This is a genomic window from Buchnera aphidicola (Greenidea ficicola) (assembly GCF_039386055.1).
In the GTDB taxonomy this organism is placed as follows: domain Bacteria; phylum Pseudomonadota; class Gammaproteobacteria; order Enterobacterales; family Enterobacteriaceae; genus Buchnera_K; species Buchnera_K aphidicola_A.
This window is the reverse complement of record NZ_CP135012.1, coordinates 200,315-220,773: the sequence shown is the minus strand read 5'-3', so window position 1 is coordinate 220,773 and position 20,459 is coordinate 200,315. Positions and strand designations below refer to the sequence as shown.

General features: G+C 18.5%; 16 protein-coding genes. 8 read left to right on the top strand and 8 right to left on the bottom strand.

The features are described from left to right. Positions 1-74 precede the first annotated feature (74 nt). Positions 75-1,544: a glucose-6-phosphate dehydrogenase gene (gene zwf / locus RJT27_RS01035; RefSeq protein ID WP_428994234.1), complete on the bottom strand. Its 1,470-nt coding sequence runs from the start codon at positions 1,542-1,544 to the stop codon at positions 75-77. 303 nt (positions 1,545-1,847) lie between these two features. Between zwf and pyk the strand changes: the two genes are divergently transcribed. Next, positions 1,848-3,290, top strand: coding sequence for a pyruvate kinase (gene pyk / locus RJT27_RS01030; RefSeq protein WP_343189631.1), 1,443 nt, complete (start codon positions 1,848-1,850; stop codon positions 3,288-3,290). Position 3,291: 1 nt separating this feature from the next. Here pyk and aspS read toward each other — a convergent pair whose 3' ends face one another. The 3 genes from aspS to trxB all read right to left on the bottom strand — a co-directional run bounded on the left by aspS (position 3,292) and on the right by trxB (position 6,303). Beyond that, a complete protein-coding gene (gene aspS, locus RJT27_RS01025; protein WP_343189294.1) occupies positions 3,292-4,983 on the bottom strand; it encodes an aspartate--tRNA ligase in 1,692 nt (563 codons plus the stop codon). Between the two features lie 93 nt (positions 4,984-5,076). Continuing rightward, positions 5,077-5,295 (bottom strand): translation initiation factor IF-1, encoded by a 219-nt coding sequence (gene infA / locus RJT27_RS01020; protein WP_343189293.1) that lies wholly within the window; start codon positions 5,293-5,295, stop codon positions 5,077-5,079. Between the two features lie 30 nt (positions 5,296-5,325). Beyond that, positions 5,326-6,303, bottom strand: a complete 978-nt coding sequence (trxB, locus tag RJT27_RS01015; protein ID WP_343189292.1) for a thioredoxin-disulfide reductase — start codon at positions 6,301-6,303, stop codon at positions 5,326-5,328. A 149-nt stretch (positions 6,304-6,452) separates the two neighbouring features. On the opposite strand from trxB, the gene serS reads away from it, so the two are divergent. The 6 genes from serS (at position 6,453) to tpiA (ending at position 13,440) form a co-directional block, all read left to right on the top strand. Further along, positions 6,453-7,706: a serine--tRNA ligase gene (serS, locus tag RJT27_RS01010; protein WP_343189291.1), complete on the top strand. Its 1,254-nt coding sequence runs from the start codon at positions 6,453-6,455 to the stop codon at positions 7,704-7,706. 36 nt (positions 7,707-7,742) lie between these two features. After that, a complete protein-coding gene (gene serC, locus RJT27_RS01005) occupies positions 7,743-8,837 on the top strand; it encodes a 3-phosphoserine/phosphohydroxythreonine transaminase (RefSeq protein ID WP_343189290.1) in 1,095 nt (364 codons plus the stop codon). A gap of 54 nt (positions 8,838-8,891) precedes the next feature. Next, positions 8,892-10,178, top strand: coding sequence for a 3-phosphoshikimate 1-carboxyvinyltransferase (gene aroA, locus RJT27_RS01000; RefSeq protein ID WP_343189289.1), 1,287 nt, complete (start codon positions 8,892-8,894; stop codon positions 10,176-10,178). Between the two features lie 101 nt (positions 10,179-10,279). After that, positions 10,280-10,978, top strand: coding sequence for a (d)CMP kinase (gene cmk, locus RJT27_RS00995; RefSeq protein WP_343189288.1), 699 nt, complete (start codon positions 10,280-10,282; stop codon positions 10,976-10,978). Between the two features lie 89 nt (positions 10,979-11,067). After that, positions 11,068-12,642 (top strand): 30S ribosomal protein S1, encoded by a 1,575-nt coding sequence (rpsA, locus tag RJT27_RS00990; protein WP_428994227.1) that lies wholly within the window; start codon positions 11,068-11,070, stop codon positions 12,640-12,642. A gap of 24 nt (positions 12,643-12,666) precedes the next feature. Continuing rightward, positions 12,667-13,440, top strand: a complete 774-nt coding sequence (tpiA, locus tag RJT27_RS00985) for a triose-phosphate isomerase (RefSeq protein ID WP_343189287.1) — start codon at positions 12,667-12,669, stop codon at positions 13,438-13,440. 85 nt (positions 13,441-13,525) lie between these two features. On the opposite strand, the gene pfkA is transcribed toward tpiA, so the two are convergent. The 3 genes from pfkA to RJT27_RS00970 form a co-directional block, all read right to left on the bottom strand. Then, positions 13,526-14,488: a 6-phosphofructokinase gene (gene pfkA, locus RJT27_RS00980; RefSeq protein ID WP_343189286.1), complete on the bottom strand. Its 963-nt coding sequence runs from the start codon at positions 14,486-14,488 to the stop codon at positions 13,526-13,528. Positions 14,489-14,645: 157 nt separating this feature from the next. Then, positions 14,646-15,806 carry a dihydrolipoyllysine-residue succinyltransferase gene (sucB, locus tag RJT27_RS00975; RefSeq protein WP_343189285.1) on the bottom strand — a complete coding sequence of 387 codons (1,161 nt, stop codon included), beginning with the start codon at positions 15,804-15,806 and terminating at the stop codon, positions 14,646-14,648. Positions 15,807-15,822: 16 nt separating this feature from the next. Next, positions 15,823-18,480 carry a 2-oxoglutarate dehydrogenase E1 component gene (locus tag RJT27_RS00970; RefSeq protein ID WP_343189284.1) on the bottom strand — a complete coding sequence of 886 codons (2,658 nt, stop codon included), beginning with the start codon at positions 18,478-18,480 and terminating at the stop codon, positions 15,823-15,825. A 110-nt stretch (positions 18,481-18,590) separates the two neighbouring features. Here RJT27_RS00970 and RJT27_RS00965 point away from each other — a divergent pair, with 110 nt between their 5' ends. Next, positions 18,591-19,103 carry a flavodoxin gene (locus tag RJT27_RS00965; protein WP_343189283.1) on the top strand — a complete coding sequence of 171 codons (513 nt, stop codon included), beginning with the start codon at positions 18,591-18,593 and terminating at the stop codon, positions 19,101-19,103. A 54-nt stretch (positions 19,104-19,157) separates the two neighbouring features. Here the strand turns inward: RJT27_RS00965 and gap are convergent, their stop codons facing one another. After that, positions 19,158-20,153 (bottom strand): type I glyceraldehyde-3-phosphate dehydrogenase, encoded by a 996-nt coding sequence (gene gap / locus RJT27_RS00960; RefSeq protein WP_343189282.1) that lies wholly within the window; start codon positions 20,151-20,153, stop codon positions 19,158-19,160. Between the last annotated feature and the right edge of the window lie 306 nt (positions 20,154-20,459).

Genomic DNA, 20,459 nt, shown 5'->3' with positions numbered 1-20,459 from the left:
TATAAAAATTTATATAATATTTTATTTAATAAAAATTATATTTAAAATAATTAATTTTAAATTTTATATTAAAATTAATATATATTCCAATTTCTTCCGTCTCTTTGAATTAAATCAATTGATTCTTTTGGTCCCCATGTTCCAGCAGGATAAATTTTTATTTTTTGATTTTTTTTTTTTAAAGATTTTATAATTTTATCAATCCATTTCCAAGATGCTTCTATTTCATCTCTTCTTACAAATAAAGTTTGTTTTCCAATCATACTATCTAATAATAATCTTTCATAAGCATCAGGTATATCTATTTTTTTAAATTCTTCAGAATAATTTGATGTTAATAAAATTTCTTTTAAATTAAATTTAGAAGTTAAACCTGGTATTTTATTATTTATTTTAATATCAATTCCTTCATTGGGTTGTAAACGAATAATTAATTTATTCTGAGGAATAACATTACATGAATTTTTAAATAAATTTATTGGTATTTTTTTAAAAAATATAACAATTTCTGAATATTTTATTGGTAGTCTTTTTCCTGTTCTTAAATAAAAAGGAACTCCTTTCCATTTCCAATTTTCAATATTTACTTTTATACAAACAAAAGTTTCAGTTTTACTGGTTTCATTTAAATTATTTTCTTTTAAATAAGAATTTACTAATTTTCTATCAATATAACCTTTTGTGTATTGCCCTAAAACTATTTTTTTTTTAATATTTTTTATATTTATAGGTTTTAATGATTTTAATATTTTAACTTTTTCATTTCTAATATTATCTGAAGATAAATTTATTGGTATAGACATAGTAATAATAGTTAGTATTTGTAATAAATGATTTTGTACCATATCTTTTATTTGACCAGTCTTATTAAAATAATTCCATCTTCCTTTAATTCCTATATTTTCTGCAATAGTTATTTGAATATGATCTATATTTTTATTACTCCAATTATTCATAAATAAAAAATTAGAAAAACGTAAAGATAATAAATTTAATATAGTTTCTTTTCCCAAATAATGATCAATTCTAAAAATTTGTGATTCTTTAAAATATTTTCCTACTTTATTATTAATATCTTTTGAAGTTTTTAAAGATTCTCCTATTGGTTTTTCTATTACAATTCTAGATGAAGGTAAATTTAATTTTGCTTTAGCTAATCCTTTACAAATTAATTCAAAAGTATTTGGAGGCATAGCTAAATAATTTATTGTTATTTTATTTTTTTGATCTAATATTTTTTTTAATTTTAAAAAATTTTCTATATAATTTACATCAATATTACAAAAAATTAATTTTTTACAAAATTTTTTCCAAAATATAATATTAATTTCTTCATTAATAAATTTTTTTAAGTTTTTTTTCACCATTTTAATATATGTATTTTTGTCCCAATTTGCTCTTCCTACTCCTATAATTTTTGTATTTTTATGTAATTTTTTTAATTTTTCTAATTTATATAATGAAGGAAGAAGTTTTCTTCTTGCAAGATCTCCTTTTGTTCCAAAAATAACTAAATCATAAGCTAATTTTTTTTTAATCACTATTTTTTCCTTAAATTATCTATAATAAATAATAGATATATAATTTTTTTTTTAAAAAACATTTATATATTTTAAATAATAAGGATTAATATTATTAAAATTTTTTATATAAAATAAAATTTTAAGAATAATTTTTTATTTTTTTAATATAAATTTAATATTATAATATTATATAATATTTTAAATACTTAATTATTAAATTTATTTTAATATATTAATTATTTTAAAAAATATTTAATAAAATAATATTAATTATGAATTATTAATATTAATAATAAAAAAAATTATAAAATAAATTAAGGAAATATTTTGAAAAGAATTCGAAGAACTAAAATTGTTGTTACATTAGGACCTTCTACTGATAAAAATAATAATTTAGAAAAATTAATTAAATTAGGAGTAAATGTATTAAGATTAAATTTTTCTCATGGAACTTCTTTAGATCATAAAAGAAGAGCAAAACATGCATTTAAAATAATGAGAAAATTAAATTTACATGTTGCTTTATTAGGTGATTTACAAGGTCCAAAAATTAGAATTTCAAAATTTAAAAATAATAAAATTTTTTTAAAAAAAAATAATATTTTTATATTAGATTCTAAATTAAACCCAAATAAAGGAGATGAAAACAAAGTAGGTATTGATTATAAAAAATTACCAAAAGATGTATCATTAAATGATATTTTATTATTAGATGATGGAAGAATTCAATTAAAAGTAATAAAAATAAATTTATCAAAAATTTATACAAAAGTAATTTTAGGAGGGTATTTATCAAATAATAAAGGAATTAATAAATTAGGTGGAGGTTTATCTGCTAAATCAATTACTAAAAAAGATTATGAGGATATAAAATTAGCTGCTTATATAGGTGTAGATTATCTTGCTGTTTCTTTTCCTAGATACAGTGAAGATATAAAATTAGCAAGATTATTAATGCGAAAAACAGGAAGTAAAGCTAAAATAATTGCTAAAATAGAACGAGCTGAATCTGTTGCTAATGATATAAATATAAAAAACATTATTTTAGCTTCTGATGCAATTATGGTTGCTAGAGGAGATTTGGGAGTGGAAATTGGAGATTCTAAATTAGTTGGAATTCAAAAGAAATTAATTAGTACTGCAAGAAAATTAAATAAAATTGTTATTACCGCAACTCAAATGATGGAATCAATGATTTATTCTCCTTTTCCTACTAGAGCAGAAGTAATGGATGTTGCTAATGCAGTTTTAGATGGTAGTGATGCAGTAATGTTATCTGCAGAAACAGCTTCTGGAAATTACCCTATTGAAACTGTAAAAGCTATGAGTAAAGTTTGCAAAGGAGCAGAAAAAGTTCCTAGTATTAATGTTTCTAAACATCGTTTGAATATTAAATTTAAAAATATAGAAGAATCAATAGCTATGTCAGCAATGTATTCCGCAAATCATTTAGAAGGAGTTTCTGCTATTATAATATTAACAGAATCAGGAAAAACAGCTTTAATGACTTCTAGAATTACTTCAGGTTTACCTATTTTTGCTTTATCTTGTCATAAAAAAACTTTAAATTTAACTGCTTTATATCGAGGAGTTACACCAATTTTTTTTGATAATTTTAAAAATTATGATTTAATTTCTCAAAACGCAATAAAGTTTTTATTACAAAGAGGTTTTTTAAAATATAAAGATATTGTTATTGTTACTCAAGGAGAAATAATGAGTAGAATAGGAAAAACAAATACAATGAGAATTTTAAAAGTTTTATAATTTATTTAAAATATTTTGTAGGCGCATCGCTTACTGGGCAAATAGCATTAGTTGTTTTTGGAAATGCAATAATTTCACGTATACTTTTGCTTTTTGTAAGTAACATAGTTAATCTATCTAATCCAAGTGCTATACCAGCATGAGTAGGTGCGCCATATTTTAAAGCTTCTAAAAAAAAACCAAAAGTTTTTTTTTGGATTTCTTTTTTCATTTTTATTATATTAAATATTTTTTTTTGTATTTTATTATTATTAATTCTTACTGATCCACCTCCTATTTCATATCCATTAATTATTAAATCATATGAATCGGAAATTATTTTTTCAGGATTAATTTTAAGATTTTTAATAAATTTTTTTTTAGGAGCTGTAAATGGATGATTAGTACAAGTTAATTTTCCATTTTTTTTTTTAAATAAAGGAAAATTTATTATCCACAAAGGTTTCCATTTTTTTTTTTGTGTTATTTTTAAGTCATTTCCTAATTTTAATCGAATTATATTAAAAGTTTTATTTACTATTTTTTTTTTATCTGCAAAAAAAATAATTTTATCATTATTTTTTATTTTTTTAAATGATTTAAATATTTTTTTAAAAATTTTTTTTTTAATATTTTTTTTTATGTATTTTTTATTAAAAAATTTTTTTTTATTAAATTTTATTAAATATAATTTTTTATTACTATATTTTTTAACAATTTTTTTGTAAGAATTAAAATATTTTTTTTTAAATAAATGAATTTTAGAAATATATAATGCTACTATTCTATTTTTTTTTTTAATATTTAATTGTAAAAAATTTTTATATATTTTTTTTTTTAATATTTTATTAAATTCTATTAATTTTAATGGATTTCTTAAATCTGGTTTATCAGATCCATAAAGTTTCATAGAATTTTTATATGTTATAATAGGAAATTTTTTTAATTTTTTATTATTTATTTTTTTCCATAATTTTGAAATCATTTTTTCAGTAATATTTCTTATTTCTTTTGCATTCATAAAAGAAGTTTCTATATCTATTTGAGTAAATTCTGGTTGTCTATCTGCTCTTAAATCTTCATCTCGAAAACATTTAGCAATTTGATAATAACGATCTATTCCTGCAATCATTAATAATTGTTTAAATATTTGTGGAGATTGAGGTAATGCGTAATATTTTTTTTTATGAATTCTACTTGGAACAATATAATCTTTTGCTCCTTCAGGAGTTGATTTGGTTAATATAGGAGTTTCTATTTCTATAAAATAATTTTTTTCTAAAAATTTTCTTATAAATTTTTTTATTTTATTTCTTATTTTAAATTTTAATAAAATATTTTTTTTTCTTAAATCTAAATAACGATATTTAAATCTTATTTCTTTATTATTTTTATTATTTATATCAATTGGTAAAGGTTTTGAATAATTTATTATTTTTATTTTTAAAGTTAATATTTCAATTTCATTTTTAAATTTTTTTTTTTTTTGTACTATTCCAATTACTTTGATACAAAATTCATTTTTTATTTTTTTTATTTTTTTAAAATTTTTTAAATATTTAAAATTACAAAATATTTGTACATTTCCTGTACAATCTCTCATATTTATAAATATTATTTTACCTAAATTTCTATATTTTTGTACCCATCCATATAATTTAACTATTTTATTTATATCATTTTTATTTAATTTACCGCAATAATGTGTTCTCATATTATTTTTTTTTATTATAATTTATTTAAAATAATTAAATAAAATTTTACTATCAAAAATATTAAATATATAATATTTTTGATAGTAAAATATTTATCTACTTCTAAAAGTAATTCTTCCTTTATGTAAATCATAAGGAGTTAATTCTACTATTACTTTATCTCCTGTTAAAATTCTTATATAATTTTTTCTCATTTTTCCAGATATGTGAGCAATTATAATATGCCCATTTTCTAATTTTACTCGAAATGTAGTATTTGGAAGTGTATCAATTACTGTTCCTGAAATTTCAATATTTTCTTCTTTAATCATAATTATCTCTTAAAAATTAAAATAAATAATTTATATTAAATTATTTTTTTCTAAATATTTTTCTGCATCAATTGCAGCCATACATCCACTAGAAGCTGATGTAATAGCTTGTTTATATACATGATCAATTACATCTCCAGCAGCAAATATTCCTGGTATATTAGTTTTAGTAAAATTTCCATGAGAACCAGATTTTACTATAATATATCCATTTTTCATAGAAATTTTATTATTAAATATTTTGGTATTAGGGGTATGTCCAATTGCTAAAAATAATCCATCAATAAAAATATTTTTTGTTTTATTTTTTTTTTTAGAAAAAATATTAATATTAGTTATATTATTTTCATTTCCTTTGATTTTTTTTACTTCATAATTTAAATATATTTTAATTTTTTTATTTTTTATTTTTTTCATTACTCTATTTATTAAAATTTTTTCAGCTTTAAAATTTTTATTTCTATGTATTAAATATATTTTTTTTACTATTTTTGATAAAAATAATACATCTTCAAATGCAGAATTTCCACCACCTATTATTGCTATTTTTTTATTTTTAAAAAACATTCCATCACATATAGCGCATGAAGAAATTCCTTTTCCTTTATAAAAATTTTCTGATTTTATTCCTAAATAACGAGCAGAAGCTCCAGTAGCTATTATAATAGAATTTGCAGTATAAATAGAATTATATCCAAATAATTGAAAAGGTTTTTTTTTAAAATTTACTTTATTAATGTGATCTGAAATAATATTTATAGGAAATTTTTTAACATGTTTATACATTCTTTCCATTAATTTTAATCCACTTATTTTATTAATTTCTCCAGGCCAATTTTCAATATTATCTGTTTTTATTAATTGCCCTCCGATATCATTTCCAGTAATTAATAATGGTTTTAAATATGCTCTACTTGCATATATTCCTGCGGTGTATCCTGCTGGACCAGATCCTATAATAATTAATTTAGAATGTATTTTTTTATTATTTTTATTTAAAATTTTCATTTTTATTTAAATTTTATATTATGTAAATAATAATATTATTAATTTAAAATACATTATTTATTATATAAATGTAAATATTAAATTTTTTTTAAAAATATTTATTTTATTAATAACTTATTTTATATTTTATTTGAGAATAAAAATTTATTATGATTAATATAAATTATTTATATAAAAATCCTAAATTAAAAGCATCAAAATTGTGGAGAAGAAAATATTTTTTAGATATTGTTAATTTAATATTTATTAATAATATAAGAAAATTATTACAAATTAAAACTGAAAAATTACAATATAAAAAAAAAAAAATATCTATAAAAAAAATTAATAAAAATATTTTTTTAAATAATTATATTAAAAAAATAAATAAAAATTTAAAAAAAATAAAAAAAAAAATTAAAAAATTTCAATTAAATATTCCGAATATTCCTTATAAAAATATTCCATATGGAATAAAATATAAAAATAATAAAGAAATAGTAAAATGGGGTGTAATTAAAAAAAAAATATTTAAAGTAAAAAATCATATTGAATTGGGAAAAAAAAATAATAATTTGAATTGGAAATTATCTTCTGAAATTTCTGGTTCAAATTTTATTTTTATGAAAGGAAATATTGCATTATTACATCGAGCTTTAAGTCAATTTATGTTAGATCTACATACTAAAAAACATGGATATATAGAAACTTATGTTCCTTATTTAGTTAATAAAAAAAGTTTATATGATACTGGTCAATTACCAAAATTTAGTAATAATTTATTTTATGTTTCATCTTTACAAAATAAAAAAAAAAATTATGTTTTGATACCTACAGGGGAAATACCTTTAACTAATTTTATAAGAAATCAATCTTTTTTAAAAAAAAAATTACCAATTATGTTAACTGCACATACACCATGTTTTCGAGCAGAATCTAATTCTTATGGTAAAAATTCTAATGGTTTAATAAGAATGTATCAATTTGATAAAGTAGAAATTGTACAAATTGTTTCTAAAAAAAAATCATATAAAGTATTAGAAGTTTTAACATCACATGCTGAAGAAGTATTAAAATTATTAAAATTACCTTATAGAAAAATTTTGTTATGCGCTGGAGAATTAAGTTTTACATCTGCTAAAACTTATGATTTAGAAGTTTGGTTTCCTTCTTTAAATATTTATAAAGAAGTATCTTCTTGTTCAAATATTATTGATTTTCAATCTAGAAGAATGAATTCTTCTTATTATTATTATTATAAAAATAAAAAAAAAAAATATTTTTTACATACATTAAATGGATCAGGTTTAGCGATAGGAAGAGTTTTAGCTGCAATATTAGAAAATTATCAAGATATTAATGGAAATATTAAAATTCCAAATATTTTACGTAATAAATATATGAATGGTATAAAATTCATATAATATAAAAATTCATTTAAATATATTTATGTAAAGAATATGAAAAAAATTTATAATTTTAATGCCGGACCTTCAATGTTACCTAAAGAAGTTTTATTAAAAGCTAAAAAAGATTTATTAAATTGGAATAATTTAGGAGTTTCTATTATGGAAATTAGTCACAGAAGTTTAGATTTTATAACATTAACAAATAAAATAGAAAAAAATTTAATTTCATTATTAAATATACCAAAATCTTATAAAATATTATTTTCTCCAGGGGGGGCTAGAGGTCAATTTTCTGCAATACCTACAAATATTTTAAATAATTGGAATAATACTTCAGATTATATTGTAGGAGGATATTGGTCTAATGAAGCTTTTTTAGAATCACAAAAATATTGTTTTTCTAATAAAATTAATATTAGAAAAAATTTTTACCAAAAACAAAAAATTTTATCTATGAAAAATTGGAAATTAAATAAAGATAGTAAATATGTTCATTATTGTCCAAATGAAACTATTGAAGGAATAGAAATTTTTGAAGATCCAATTAGTGAAAATTTTAATAATAAAATTATTGTAGGGGATTTTTCTTCTACTATTTTATCTAAACCTATAAATATAAAATATTACGATATTATTTATGCGGGAGTTCAAAAAAATATAGGACCTCCTGGAATTACATTAATAATTATTAAAAAAAATCTTTTTAAAAAAAATAAAATAACCCCTTCTATTCTTTACTATAAAAATTTATTAAAATATGATTCTATGTTTAATACACCTGTTACCTTTTCTTGGTATTTATCAGGTTTAGTAATTAAATGGTTAAAAAAAAAAGGGGGGTTAAAAAAAATAAATATTATAAATCATAAAAAAGCAAATTTATTATATAATTATATTGATAAAAGTGATTTTTATTTTAATAATATTCATAAAAATAATAGATCTTTATTAAATATAACATTTAATATAATAAATCCTTTTTTAAATAATTTTTTTTTAAAAGAATCAAAATTTTTAGGATTTTTATCATTAAAAGGTCATAATTTAATTGGAGGAATTAGAGCTTCTATTTATAATGCTATGCCTATAAAAGGTGTAAAAAAATTAATTACATTTATGAAATATTTTAAAAAAAAATATGGATAAAAATAATATTTATTTAAATTTAAATTTTAAAAATTATAAAAGGTTTTAATTAAAATGTTAAAAAATATAATATTAAATTCAATTTCTTCAATTCGAGGAAATATAAAATTACCTGGTTCAAAAAGTATTTCTAATAGAGTTTTATTATTATCTTCTTTATCTAAAGGAATTACATATATTAAAAATTTATTAATTTCTGATGATATTAAATATATGTTAAAAGCATTAAAAATTTTAGGTATAAAAATTATTTTTTATAAAAAAAAAACAGAATGTAAAATAATTGGAAAAGGAAAACCTATAAAAATAAAAAATTTTCATACATTATTTTTAGGAAATGCTGGAACTGTAATGAGGCCTTTGTTGGCTGTTTTATCTTTAAAAAAGAATAAATTATTATTAACTGGAAATAAAAGAATGCAAGAAAGACCAATTAAACATCTTGTTAATGCATTAAGACAAGGAGGAGCAATAATTAATTATTCTGATAAAAAAAATTTTCCTCCAATTTTATTAAATGGGGGATTTAAAGGAGGAAAAATTATTTTAAATGGAACAATTTCTAGTCAATTTTTGAGCGCTTTATTAATTGCTTCTCCTATGGCAATTAAAAATACCAAAATTATTATTAAAGGAAAATTAGTTTCTAAACCTTATATTAAAATGACTTTAATATTAATGAAAAAATTTGGTGTTTATGTAGAAAATAATAATTATAAAATTTTTAATATTATTGGAAGACAAAAATATTATACACCTGGTAATTATTTTATTGAAGGAGATGCTTCTTCAGCTTCATATTTTTTAGCAGCTTCTGCTATTAAAGGAGGAATAGTTAACGTTAAAGGAATTAATAAAAATAGTATTCAAGGAGATATTTTTTTTTCTTATATATTAAAAAAAATGGGAGTTTCTATTATATGGAAAAATAATTATATTATTTGCATAAAAAAAAATATATATTCTATTAATTTAGATTTAAATAGTATACCGGATGCTGCTATGACAATAGCTATTGTTTCTTTATTTTCTAAAGGAACTACTGTAATTAAAAATATATTTAATTGGAGAGTAAAAGAAACAGATAGATTGAAAGCAATGTCTACTGAATTAAAAAAAATAGGAGCTATTGTAATTGAAGGAAAAGATTTTATTTCTATTACTTCTCCTAAGAAATTTTTATATTCTAAAATTGAAACTTATGATGATCATAGAATAGCAATGTGTTTTTCATTAATATCATTATCTAATATTAAAGTAAAAATTTTAAATCCTTCTTGTGTTAATAAAACTTTTCCTATGTATTTTAAATTTTTTAATAGTATATGTAATTTTTNATGAATGAAATAATATTATTTTTTTTTAGAAAAAAGTTTTTATATAACATATTTTTATATATTATATATAATAATTTTTTTTATTAAAATCAATATAAGGAAAAAATGTTTTTTTCTCCTGTAATTACATTTGATGGTCCTAGTGGTTCTGGAAAAAGTTCTTTATGTAAATTATTATCTAAAAAAATAAAATGGAATTTTTTGAAATCTGGAATGATATATAGAGTTATTGCTATAAAATTATTTAATAACAAAATAGAATTATCAGAAAAAAAAATAATAAATTTTTTAAAAAATTTAAATTTTATAAATTCAATTGATTTGTTAAAAAAAGAAATTAAAAAAGAAAAATATTTAAAATTTAATTTTTTTCCTAAAATTTATAAAATATTATCTATATTTTCTAATTTTCCTAAAATAAGAAAATTTTTATTTAAAATTCAACAAATGTTTCGACAACCTCCTGGTTTAATAGCAGAAGGAAGAGATATGGGAACTGTTGTTTTTTCAGATGCGTTATTAAAATTTTTTTTAGATGCAAATTTAAAAGATAGAGCTTATAGAAGAACGTTAGAGTTGCAAAAAAACGGATTTAATGTTACTTTTAAAGATATTTTATTTAGTATGTGGAAAAGAGATAATCAAGATTACAATCGAAATATTTCTCCTTTAATCCCACCAAAAAATTCTATTATTATAGATTCAACTTATTTAAATTTAAAACAAATTTTAAAAATAATATTAACACATATAAAAAAAAACTCAATTATATATTCAATTATTAAAAAAAATATTATTCTATAATAAGGAATATTATAGTTAAATAAATAATAGTTATACTATATAAAGGAAATCTAGTAACTGTTAATTTGATCTTTTTAGTGATTATTAATATGAATGAATCTTTTGCATTACTTTTCGAAAAATCTTTACAAAAAATTAAAACTAAACCAGGTTCAATTATAAAAGCCAAAGTAATATCTATTAAAAAAGATATAGTTCTAGTAGATGCTGGATTAAAATCTGAAGCTATTATTCCAATAGAACAATTTAAAACTGCTGAAAATCAATTAGAAATTAAAATAGGTGATAAAATAGATGTTTCTTTAGATGCTATTGAAGATGGTTTTGGAAATACAATTTTATCAAGAGAAAAAGCTAAAAGGTATGAATCTTGGTTAGTTCTTGAAAAATCACATGAAGAAAATTTAACAATTATTGGAAAAATTAATGGAAAGGTTAAAGGAGGGTTTACAGTAGAATTAAATGATATAAGAGCTTTTTTACCAGGTTCGTTAGTTGATATAAGACCTGTAAAAGATACATTATATCTTGAAGGAAAAGAATTAGAATTTAAAGTTATTAAATTAGACAAAAAAAGAAATAATGTTGTAGTTTCAAGAAGAGCAGTTATTGAATCTGAAAATAATGCAGAACGTAATAAATTATTAAAAACTCTTAATGAAGGGAAAAAAATAAAAGGAATAATAAAAAATTTAACAGATTATGGAGCTTTTGTAGATTTAGGAGGTGTTGATGGATTATTGCATATTACAGACATGGCTTGGAAAAGAGTTAAACATCCAAGTGAAATTGTAAATATTGGACAAGAAATTTTTGTAAAAGTATTAAAATTTGACAGAGAAAAAACAAGAGTTTCTTTAGGTTTAAAACAATTAGGAATAGATCCTTGGGTTTCTCTTTCAAAACGTTATCCTGAAAATACAAAATTAAAAGGAAGAGTAACTAATTTAACTGATTATGGATGTTTTGTTGAATTAGAAGAAGGAGTTGAAGGTTTAGTTCATGTTTCAGAAATGGATTGGACAAATAAAAATATACATCCTTCAAAAGTAGTTTCTGTAAATGATATAGTTGAAATTATGGTTTTAGATATTGATGAAGAAAGAAGAAGAATATCTTTAGGTTTAAAACAATGTACTATTAATCCTTGGAAAATATTTTCTAAAAATAACAAAAAAGGTAATAAAGTTATTGGAAAAATTAAATCAATTACAGATTTTGGTATTTTTATAGGATTAGATGGAGGAATTGATGGATTAGTTCATTTATCTGATATTTCTTGGAATGTAAAAGGAGAAGAGTCTGTAAAAAAATATAAAAAAGGAGAAAAAATAAAAACTATAGTTTTACAAGTAGATTCAGAAAGAGAAAGAATTTCATTAGGAATTAAACAATTAGAAGAAGATCCTTTAAATAATTATATATCTTTATTTAAAAAAGAAATGATTATTGAAGGTATAATTAAAAATATAAATAAAAAAAATATATTAGTAAAATTTTTTGATGAAATGGAAGGTATTATAAAAAATTTTAAAAAAAATAATAAAAATAATATTAAATTATATGTTAATGAAAAAATAAAAGTAAAAATTTTTAATATTGATCGTAAAAAACGTATAATTTATTTATTATTTATTTCTAAAGTTGATAATAATAAATTATAAAATTTCATAAAGAGTATAATAAATATGAAAAAATCTTTTATAATTATAGCAAATTGGAAATTAAATGGGAATAATAAATCTATTAAAAAATTTTTAAAATTATTAGATTCATTTTTATTTATAAAAGCATATTCTTGTAAAGTTATTTTTTTTCCTCCTTTGATATATTTAAATCATGCTTCTAAAATTATTACTTATAATAATTTATTTATTGGATCGCAAAATGTTGATAATCATTCTTTTGGAGCCTATACTGGAGAAATATCTTCATATATGTTAAAAGATATTGGTATTAAATATGTAATTATAGGTCATTCTGAAAGAAGAATATATCATAAAGAAAATAATAAAATTATAGCTGAAAAATTCAAATTATTAAAAAAAATAGGATTAATTCCAATATTATGTATTGGAGAAAATTATAATCAAAAAAAAAAAAAACAAACAAAAAAAATAATAATAAAACAAATAGATGAAATATATAATTTATGTGGAAATTTATCATTTGATAATACAATTATTGCTTATGAACCAATATGGTCTATAGGAACTGGAAAAATAGCAAATGCTAAAAATATTCAAAAAATACATAATTTTATTAAAAAATATATTCAATATAAAAATGAAAAAAAAAAAATTAAAAAATTAAAATTATTATATGGAGGTTCAGTTAATGAAACAAATATACAAGATTTTTTAAAAGAAAAAGATATAGATGGAGTTTTAGTTGGTGGAGCTTCTTTAGATTTTTATCAATTTACTACATTATTAACATTATCTAATAATTTATCTTTTTAAAATATTAATAAAAATATATAAACATTATAATAATAATATATAAATATTATTATTATTATGTTTTATTTAAAATATAAATAAATTTTTAATATAATTTTTTAGATAATTTTAACCATTCAAATTTAAATGGTCTTTTTAAATTTTTTAATGCATAAATTATATCATTATGTATCATATTTTCATTTTTTATTCCAATACATCTTCCTTTATATCCTTTTAATAATAATTTTATTGAATATGCTCCCATTCTTGAAGCAAGAATTCTATCATAAACAACAGGAGATCCTCCTCTTTGAATATGTCCTAATATGGTAGATCTAGTTTCTCTTTTTGTTTTTTTTTCTATATATTTTGCTAATTTTTTAACATCATAAATATATTCAGTTATAGCAATAATTACATGTTTTTTACCTTTTTTAATACTTTTTTTTATTTTTTTAACTAATTCTTTTTTTTTTAATTTTATTTCTGGTAAAATAATAAATTCACATCCTCCTGCAATGGAAGAAGCTAAAGTTAAATCTCCACAATTTCTACCCATAATTTCTACAATAGAAATTCTTTGATGAGAAGATGTAGTATCTCTTAATTTATCTATTGCTTCAACAATAGTTTCTAAAGCAGTAAAATATCCTATAGTATAATCAGTTCCTGCTATATCATTATCAATTGTTCCTGGAATAGCAATACAAGGAAAACCCATTTCAGTTAATTTTTTTGCTCCTAAATATGAACCATCTCCCCCTATTACTACTAAAAAATTTATTTTTTTTTTTTTTAAATTTTTAATAGCAATATTACGTACTTTTTTTTTTAAAAAATTTGGAAAACGTGAAGATCCTAATATTGTACCGCCTTTATTTATGATATCTGATACACTTAATTTATTTAATTTTATCATTCTATTTTGATATAACCCTAAATAACCATCATAAACACCAAAAACTTCTAAACCATAACTTAAACCACATCGAACCACTCCTCTTATTGCTGCATTCATTCCAGGTGCATCTCCACCACTAGTTAAAACTGCTATCTTTTTTTTCATGTATACTCATACATTATAGTAATATAATTTTTTTAAAAAAATTATTTTTAATAAATATATTTATAATAACAAATTTAAAATTTTAAGTAAATGTTTTAATATTTATTAAAAATAAAATATTATAATATTAATATAATTATAATATTATCTTTTAAAATTATAAATTTAATAATATTCTTATATGATCTTCTATTATTTCTTTAATATTTTTTAAAAAATTTATTGCATCTTTTCCATCTATTAATCTATGATCATACGATAAAGCTAAATACATCATAGGCATAATTTTTATTTTATTATTAATTATTATAGCTCTTTTTTGTATAGAATGCATTCCTAAAATAGCTGATTGTGGAAAATTAATTATTGGAGTAGATAATAAAGATCCATAAATTCCTCCATTAGAAATAGTAAAATTTCCCCCTTGCAACTCTTTTATTGATAATTTATTATTTTCTCCTTTATAAGCTAATTCTTTAATTTTATTTTCTATTTCAACTATATTCATTTTATCAGAATTTTTTAAAATAGGAGTAATTAAACCTTTAGAAGTAGAAACAGCAATGCTTATATCAAAGTATTTATAATATACAATATTATTTTTATCAATATATGCATTAATAATAGGAAATTTTTTTAAGGACTCAACTACTGCTTTAACATAAAATGACATAAAACCTAATTTTATATTATGTTTTTTTTTAAAAACTTCTCCATATTTTTTTCTTATATTTATAATATTTAACATATTTACTTCATTAAATGTTGTTACTATTGCTGAATTATTTTTAGCTTTTAATAATTTTTTAGAAATATATTTTCTTATATTAGACATCGGTATACATTTTTTTTTTCTGCTTTTTTTTTTTATTTTATTTATAATATTTTTTTTTTTTTTAAATATTTTTAATGATTTATTTTTTTTCATTGATCTTCGTATTGAAGGACTATAATTAAAATATTTATTTTTTTTTTTTTTATATTTTTTTTTTATTATATTATTATTTAAAAGTTCTTTTTTTTTATATTTTTTTTTTGTTATATTATTATTTAAAAATTTATTTTTATTTTTTTTTTTTTTTTTTTTTATTATTCCTAATATTTCATTAGATTGAATTAAATCTCCTTTTTTTTTAAATATTTTTATTATTTTTCCATTTTTTGGAGAGTAAATTTCAAGAACAATTTTATCTGTTTCAATATCTAATAATTTTTCATTTTCTATAGTATATTCATTAATATTTTTATACCATTTTATAATAGTTGCTTCAGAAATAGATTCTGGAAGTTCTGGTGCTAAAATATTTATTTTTTTCATTTTTTAATCCTTACAACTATTTAATATTTAATGTTTTATTAATAATTTTTTTTTGTTGTTTTTTATGTATTATAATATTTCCAACAGCAGTTGAAGAAGATTTTTTTCTTCCAATATATTTTATTTTTTTTTTTATTATTTTTTTTTTTAAAATATTTTTTATATAATTCCAAGCTCCCTGATTTTTTGGTTCTTCTTGACACCAAATAATATCTTTGATTTTTTTATATTTTTTTAATATATTAATAATATATTTTTTAGGAAAAGGATATAATTGTTCTATTCTTAACAAAATAATATTATTTTTTTTTATTTTTCTTCTTTTTATTAATAATTCATAATATATTTTACCAGAACAAAATACAATTCTTTTACTATCATTATTATTATTTATATTATCTAGTTCTGGTAAAATTTTTAAAAATTTTTTTGAATAAAATTCTTTTAAAGAAGATTTGGCTAATGGATGACGTAATAAAGATTTAGGAGAAAAAATTATTAATGGTTTTAAAATATTTTTAAAAATTTGACGACGTAATAAATGATATAATTGAACAGGTGTAGAAGGTATACAAATTATAATATTTTTTTCTGCGCAAAGTTGTAAAAATCTTTCAATTCTTCCAGAAGAATGTTCTGGTCCTTGTCCTTCATAACCATGAGGTAAAAATAAAACTAAATTACAATTTTCATTCCATTTTTGTTCACTAGCACTAATAAATTGATCGATTACAATTTGAGCTCCATTACAAAAATCTCCAAATTGTGCTTCCCAAATAGTTAAATTTTTATTTTTATAAGTATTTGCATATCCATATTCAAAAGCTAAAATAGATTCTTCAGATAATGTTGAATTCCAAATATTAAAATTTCCTTGATTTTTAGATATATTTTTTAATGGAATATAATATTTTTTATTTTTTTGATCATGTATAACACAATGACGATGTGAAAAAGTTCCTCTTTCTATATCTTCCCCGGATAATCTACAAGAAATTCCTTGAAATAATATTGTAGCATATGTTAAATTTTCTGCGGTTCCCCAATCTAATAAATGATTTTTTTTTTTAATATTTTTTCTATAATTATAAATTTTTTTTACTGTTGAATGCATATTTATATTTTTTGGAATATTATTTATTTTATATATTATTTTTTTTAATATTTTTTTTTTAATTATAAAATCATTAATATTATTTTTTTTGATTATTTTTTTTTTTTTTTTTTTTAATATTTTTTTTTTATTATTTTCAAAAAAAATAAATTTATTATTTATTTTTAAAAAATATTTTTTTTTTATTTTTTTAAAATATTTTTTATTAATTATTTTTTTATTAATTAATTTTTTTTTATATATTTTTGTTATTTTAGGATGTTTTAATATTTTTTTATATAAAATTGGTTGTGTAATAAAAGGATCATCTATTTCATTATGACCTTGTCTTCTATAACAATATAAATTTATAAAAACATCTTTTTTAAATTTTTCTCTAAATTTGAAAGCGATTTTTGTAATAAACATAACAGATTCTGGACAATCAGAATTTACATGAAATATTGGAATATTAATCATTTTTGCAATATCTGCGCATGATTTACTAGATCTTAAATCATAATTATTTGAAGTAGTGAATCCAATTTGATTATTAATAATAATATGTATAGTTCCATTTACATTATAAGCTTTTGTTTTTGACATATTTAATGTTTCTTGAATTACCCCTTGACCAGAAATAGAAGCATCTCCATGTACATTAATAGGTACAATAATATTTTTTTTATTATAAATATCGCTATAAGCTCTGGAAACTCCCATCACTACTGGATTAATTATTTCTAAATGTGAAGGGTTATGTTGTAAATTTATTATCATTTTTTTATTATTATTATTTTTTGTAATTCTTATACAACCTTTATGGTATTTTACATCTCCACTATTATCTTTTTTTATATATAAATTTGAAAATTCACAAAATAATTTTAATATATTTTTTTTTAATATATTTATTAAAACATTTAAACGACCACGATGAGCCATTCCAATTATTATTTTTTTTTTATTTTTTTTTTTTGAATAATTAATAATATTTTTTAATATTAATATAAAACTTTCAGCTCCTTCTAAAGAAAAACGTTTACTTCCTGGATATTTTAATCCTAAATATTTTTCAAAAGATTCAGCATAAATTAAATTTTTTAATATATATATTTTTTTTTTATTTGTAATTTTTTTTTTATCATCAATATTTTCTATTTTATTTTGTATCCATTTTTTTTCTTTTTTATTATTTAAATATGTAAATTCAAATCCAATTTTTTTACTATATATTTTTTTATATTTATTAAATATTTTTTTTATTATTTTATATTTTTTATTTTTTTTTTTTAATAAATATTTTTTTTTAATTTTATTAAATTTAATTATATTTTTTTTTTTAGATATATTTAAAGGATTTAATTTTGCTATTTTATAACCATATTTTCTAAAAAAATTTATTATATATTTTTTTTTTATTTTAATATTTGTTTTTTTTTTTGTTTTTTTTTTTTTAAATTTTTTTAAAAAAAAATTTCTCCAATGAGAAGAAATACTATTTTTATCTTTTTTAAATTTTTTATAAATACTTTCTAAATACGATTGATTAAAAATTGTAACAAATGTATTTTTTTTCATATTTTTCTTTTAATATATATATTTTAAAAATATTTATTACTATTTAATATTATATATAATTTTATAAATAATTTTATATAAAATTAATATAATAAGGTTAATAAAATAATATGTGTGATGTTGGAATTTTTTTTGGAACTGATACTGGTAATACAGAATTTGTAGCTAATCTTATTAAAAAATATTTATTTCCAATACAATCTAAATTATTTAATATAAATAATACAAAAAAAAAAGACATAGAAAATTTTAATATATTATTTTTTGGAATATCAACTTGGTATTATGGAGACATGCAATCTGATTGGGAAGAATTTCAACCAATTTTAAAAAAAATAAATTTTTCAAATAAAAAAATAGCATTTTTTGGTTGTGGGGATCAACAAGATTATGGAGAATATTTTTGTGATGCTATTGGTTTATTATATAAATTTATTAATATTAATAAAAAAAATTTAATAGGAAAATTTTCTATTAAAGGATATAATTTTATATCATCAAAAGCATTATTAAATAAAAATTTTTTTTATGGTTTACCTATTGATATAGATAGACAATCAAATTTAACAAAAAAAAGAGTTATTAAATGGATTAATTCAATTAAAAAAAAAATTCATATATAATTAATATTCACCGTTTTAAATAACGGTGAATATATTAAAAAAAATAGTATTTAATTATGAAATTAATTCTATTAAATCTAATACTTTACTAGAATAACCATATTCATTATCATACCAAGCAATAATTTTAGAAAAATTATTATTCAAAGATAAACCTGCTTTAATATCAACAATAGAAGTTAATTCATTCCCATTAAAATCTGTTGATACAACATCATCTTCAGTAAACCCTATAATATTTTTCATTTCATTTATTGAAGATTCTTTTAATATATTACAAATTTCTTGATAATTTGCATTTTTTTTATATCTTATAGTTAAATCAATTACAGATACATTAGGAGTTGGAACACGAAAAGAAATACCAGTTAATTTTCCATTTAATTCTGGTAATACTTTACCAACAGCTTTTGCTGCTCCTGTAGATGATGGAATAATATTTTGTAAAGATCCTCTTCCTCCTCTCCAATCTTTTAAAGAAGCTGAATCTACAGTTTTTTGAGTAGCTGTAGTTGCATGAATAGTAGTCATTAATCCTTCAATAATATTTAATTTATCATTTAAAACTTTTACCAAAGGAGCTAAACAATTTGTAGTACAAGAAGCATTGGATATAATTTTTTCACCATTATATTTGTTAAAATTTGCTCCTTTTACATACATTGGAGTATCATCTTGTGATGGTCCGGTGATAATTACTTTTTTAGCACCTGCTAAAATATGTTTATAAGTAGATTCTTTAGTTAAAAAAATACCAGTTGATTCTACAACAATATCTATATTTAATTTTCCCCATATTAATTTATTAGGATCTTTAATAGATAAAATTTTTATTTTTTGATTATTTACAGTAATAAAATTATTTTTATTTATTAAAATTTTTTTATTAAATATACCGTGAGTAGAATCATATTTTAACATATATGCAATATAATCTACACTTAATAAATCATTTATTGCAATTATTTTTATATTTTTTCTTTTTTGTGCTAATCTAAAAATCATTCTTCCTATACGTCCAAATCCGTTAATTCCTACTTTAATAGTCATATATTTACCATATAAAAAAATAAAAATTTTTTATTATAGAATTATAATAATTTTATAAATAATATAATACAAAATATTATTTTATATAATAATTATTTTTACTTATTATAATTATATTTTAAAATAAAAATATTATTTAATAATATATACTTTATTGTTTTTTTTAAAATATTATTATTTATTTTCAATATTTCCTATTATTTTTAAAATTTTATATTTTTAAATATATTAATTATTTATGAAAGTTTATAATTAATAATATATAAAATTTTTTTTTAAAAAAAAATTTTATTAAGGAAAATTATT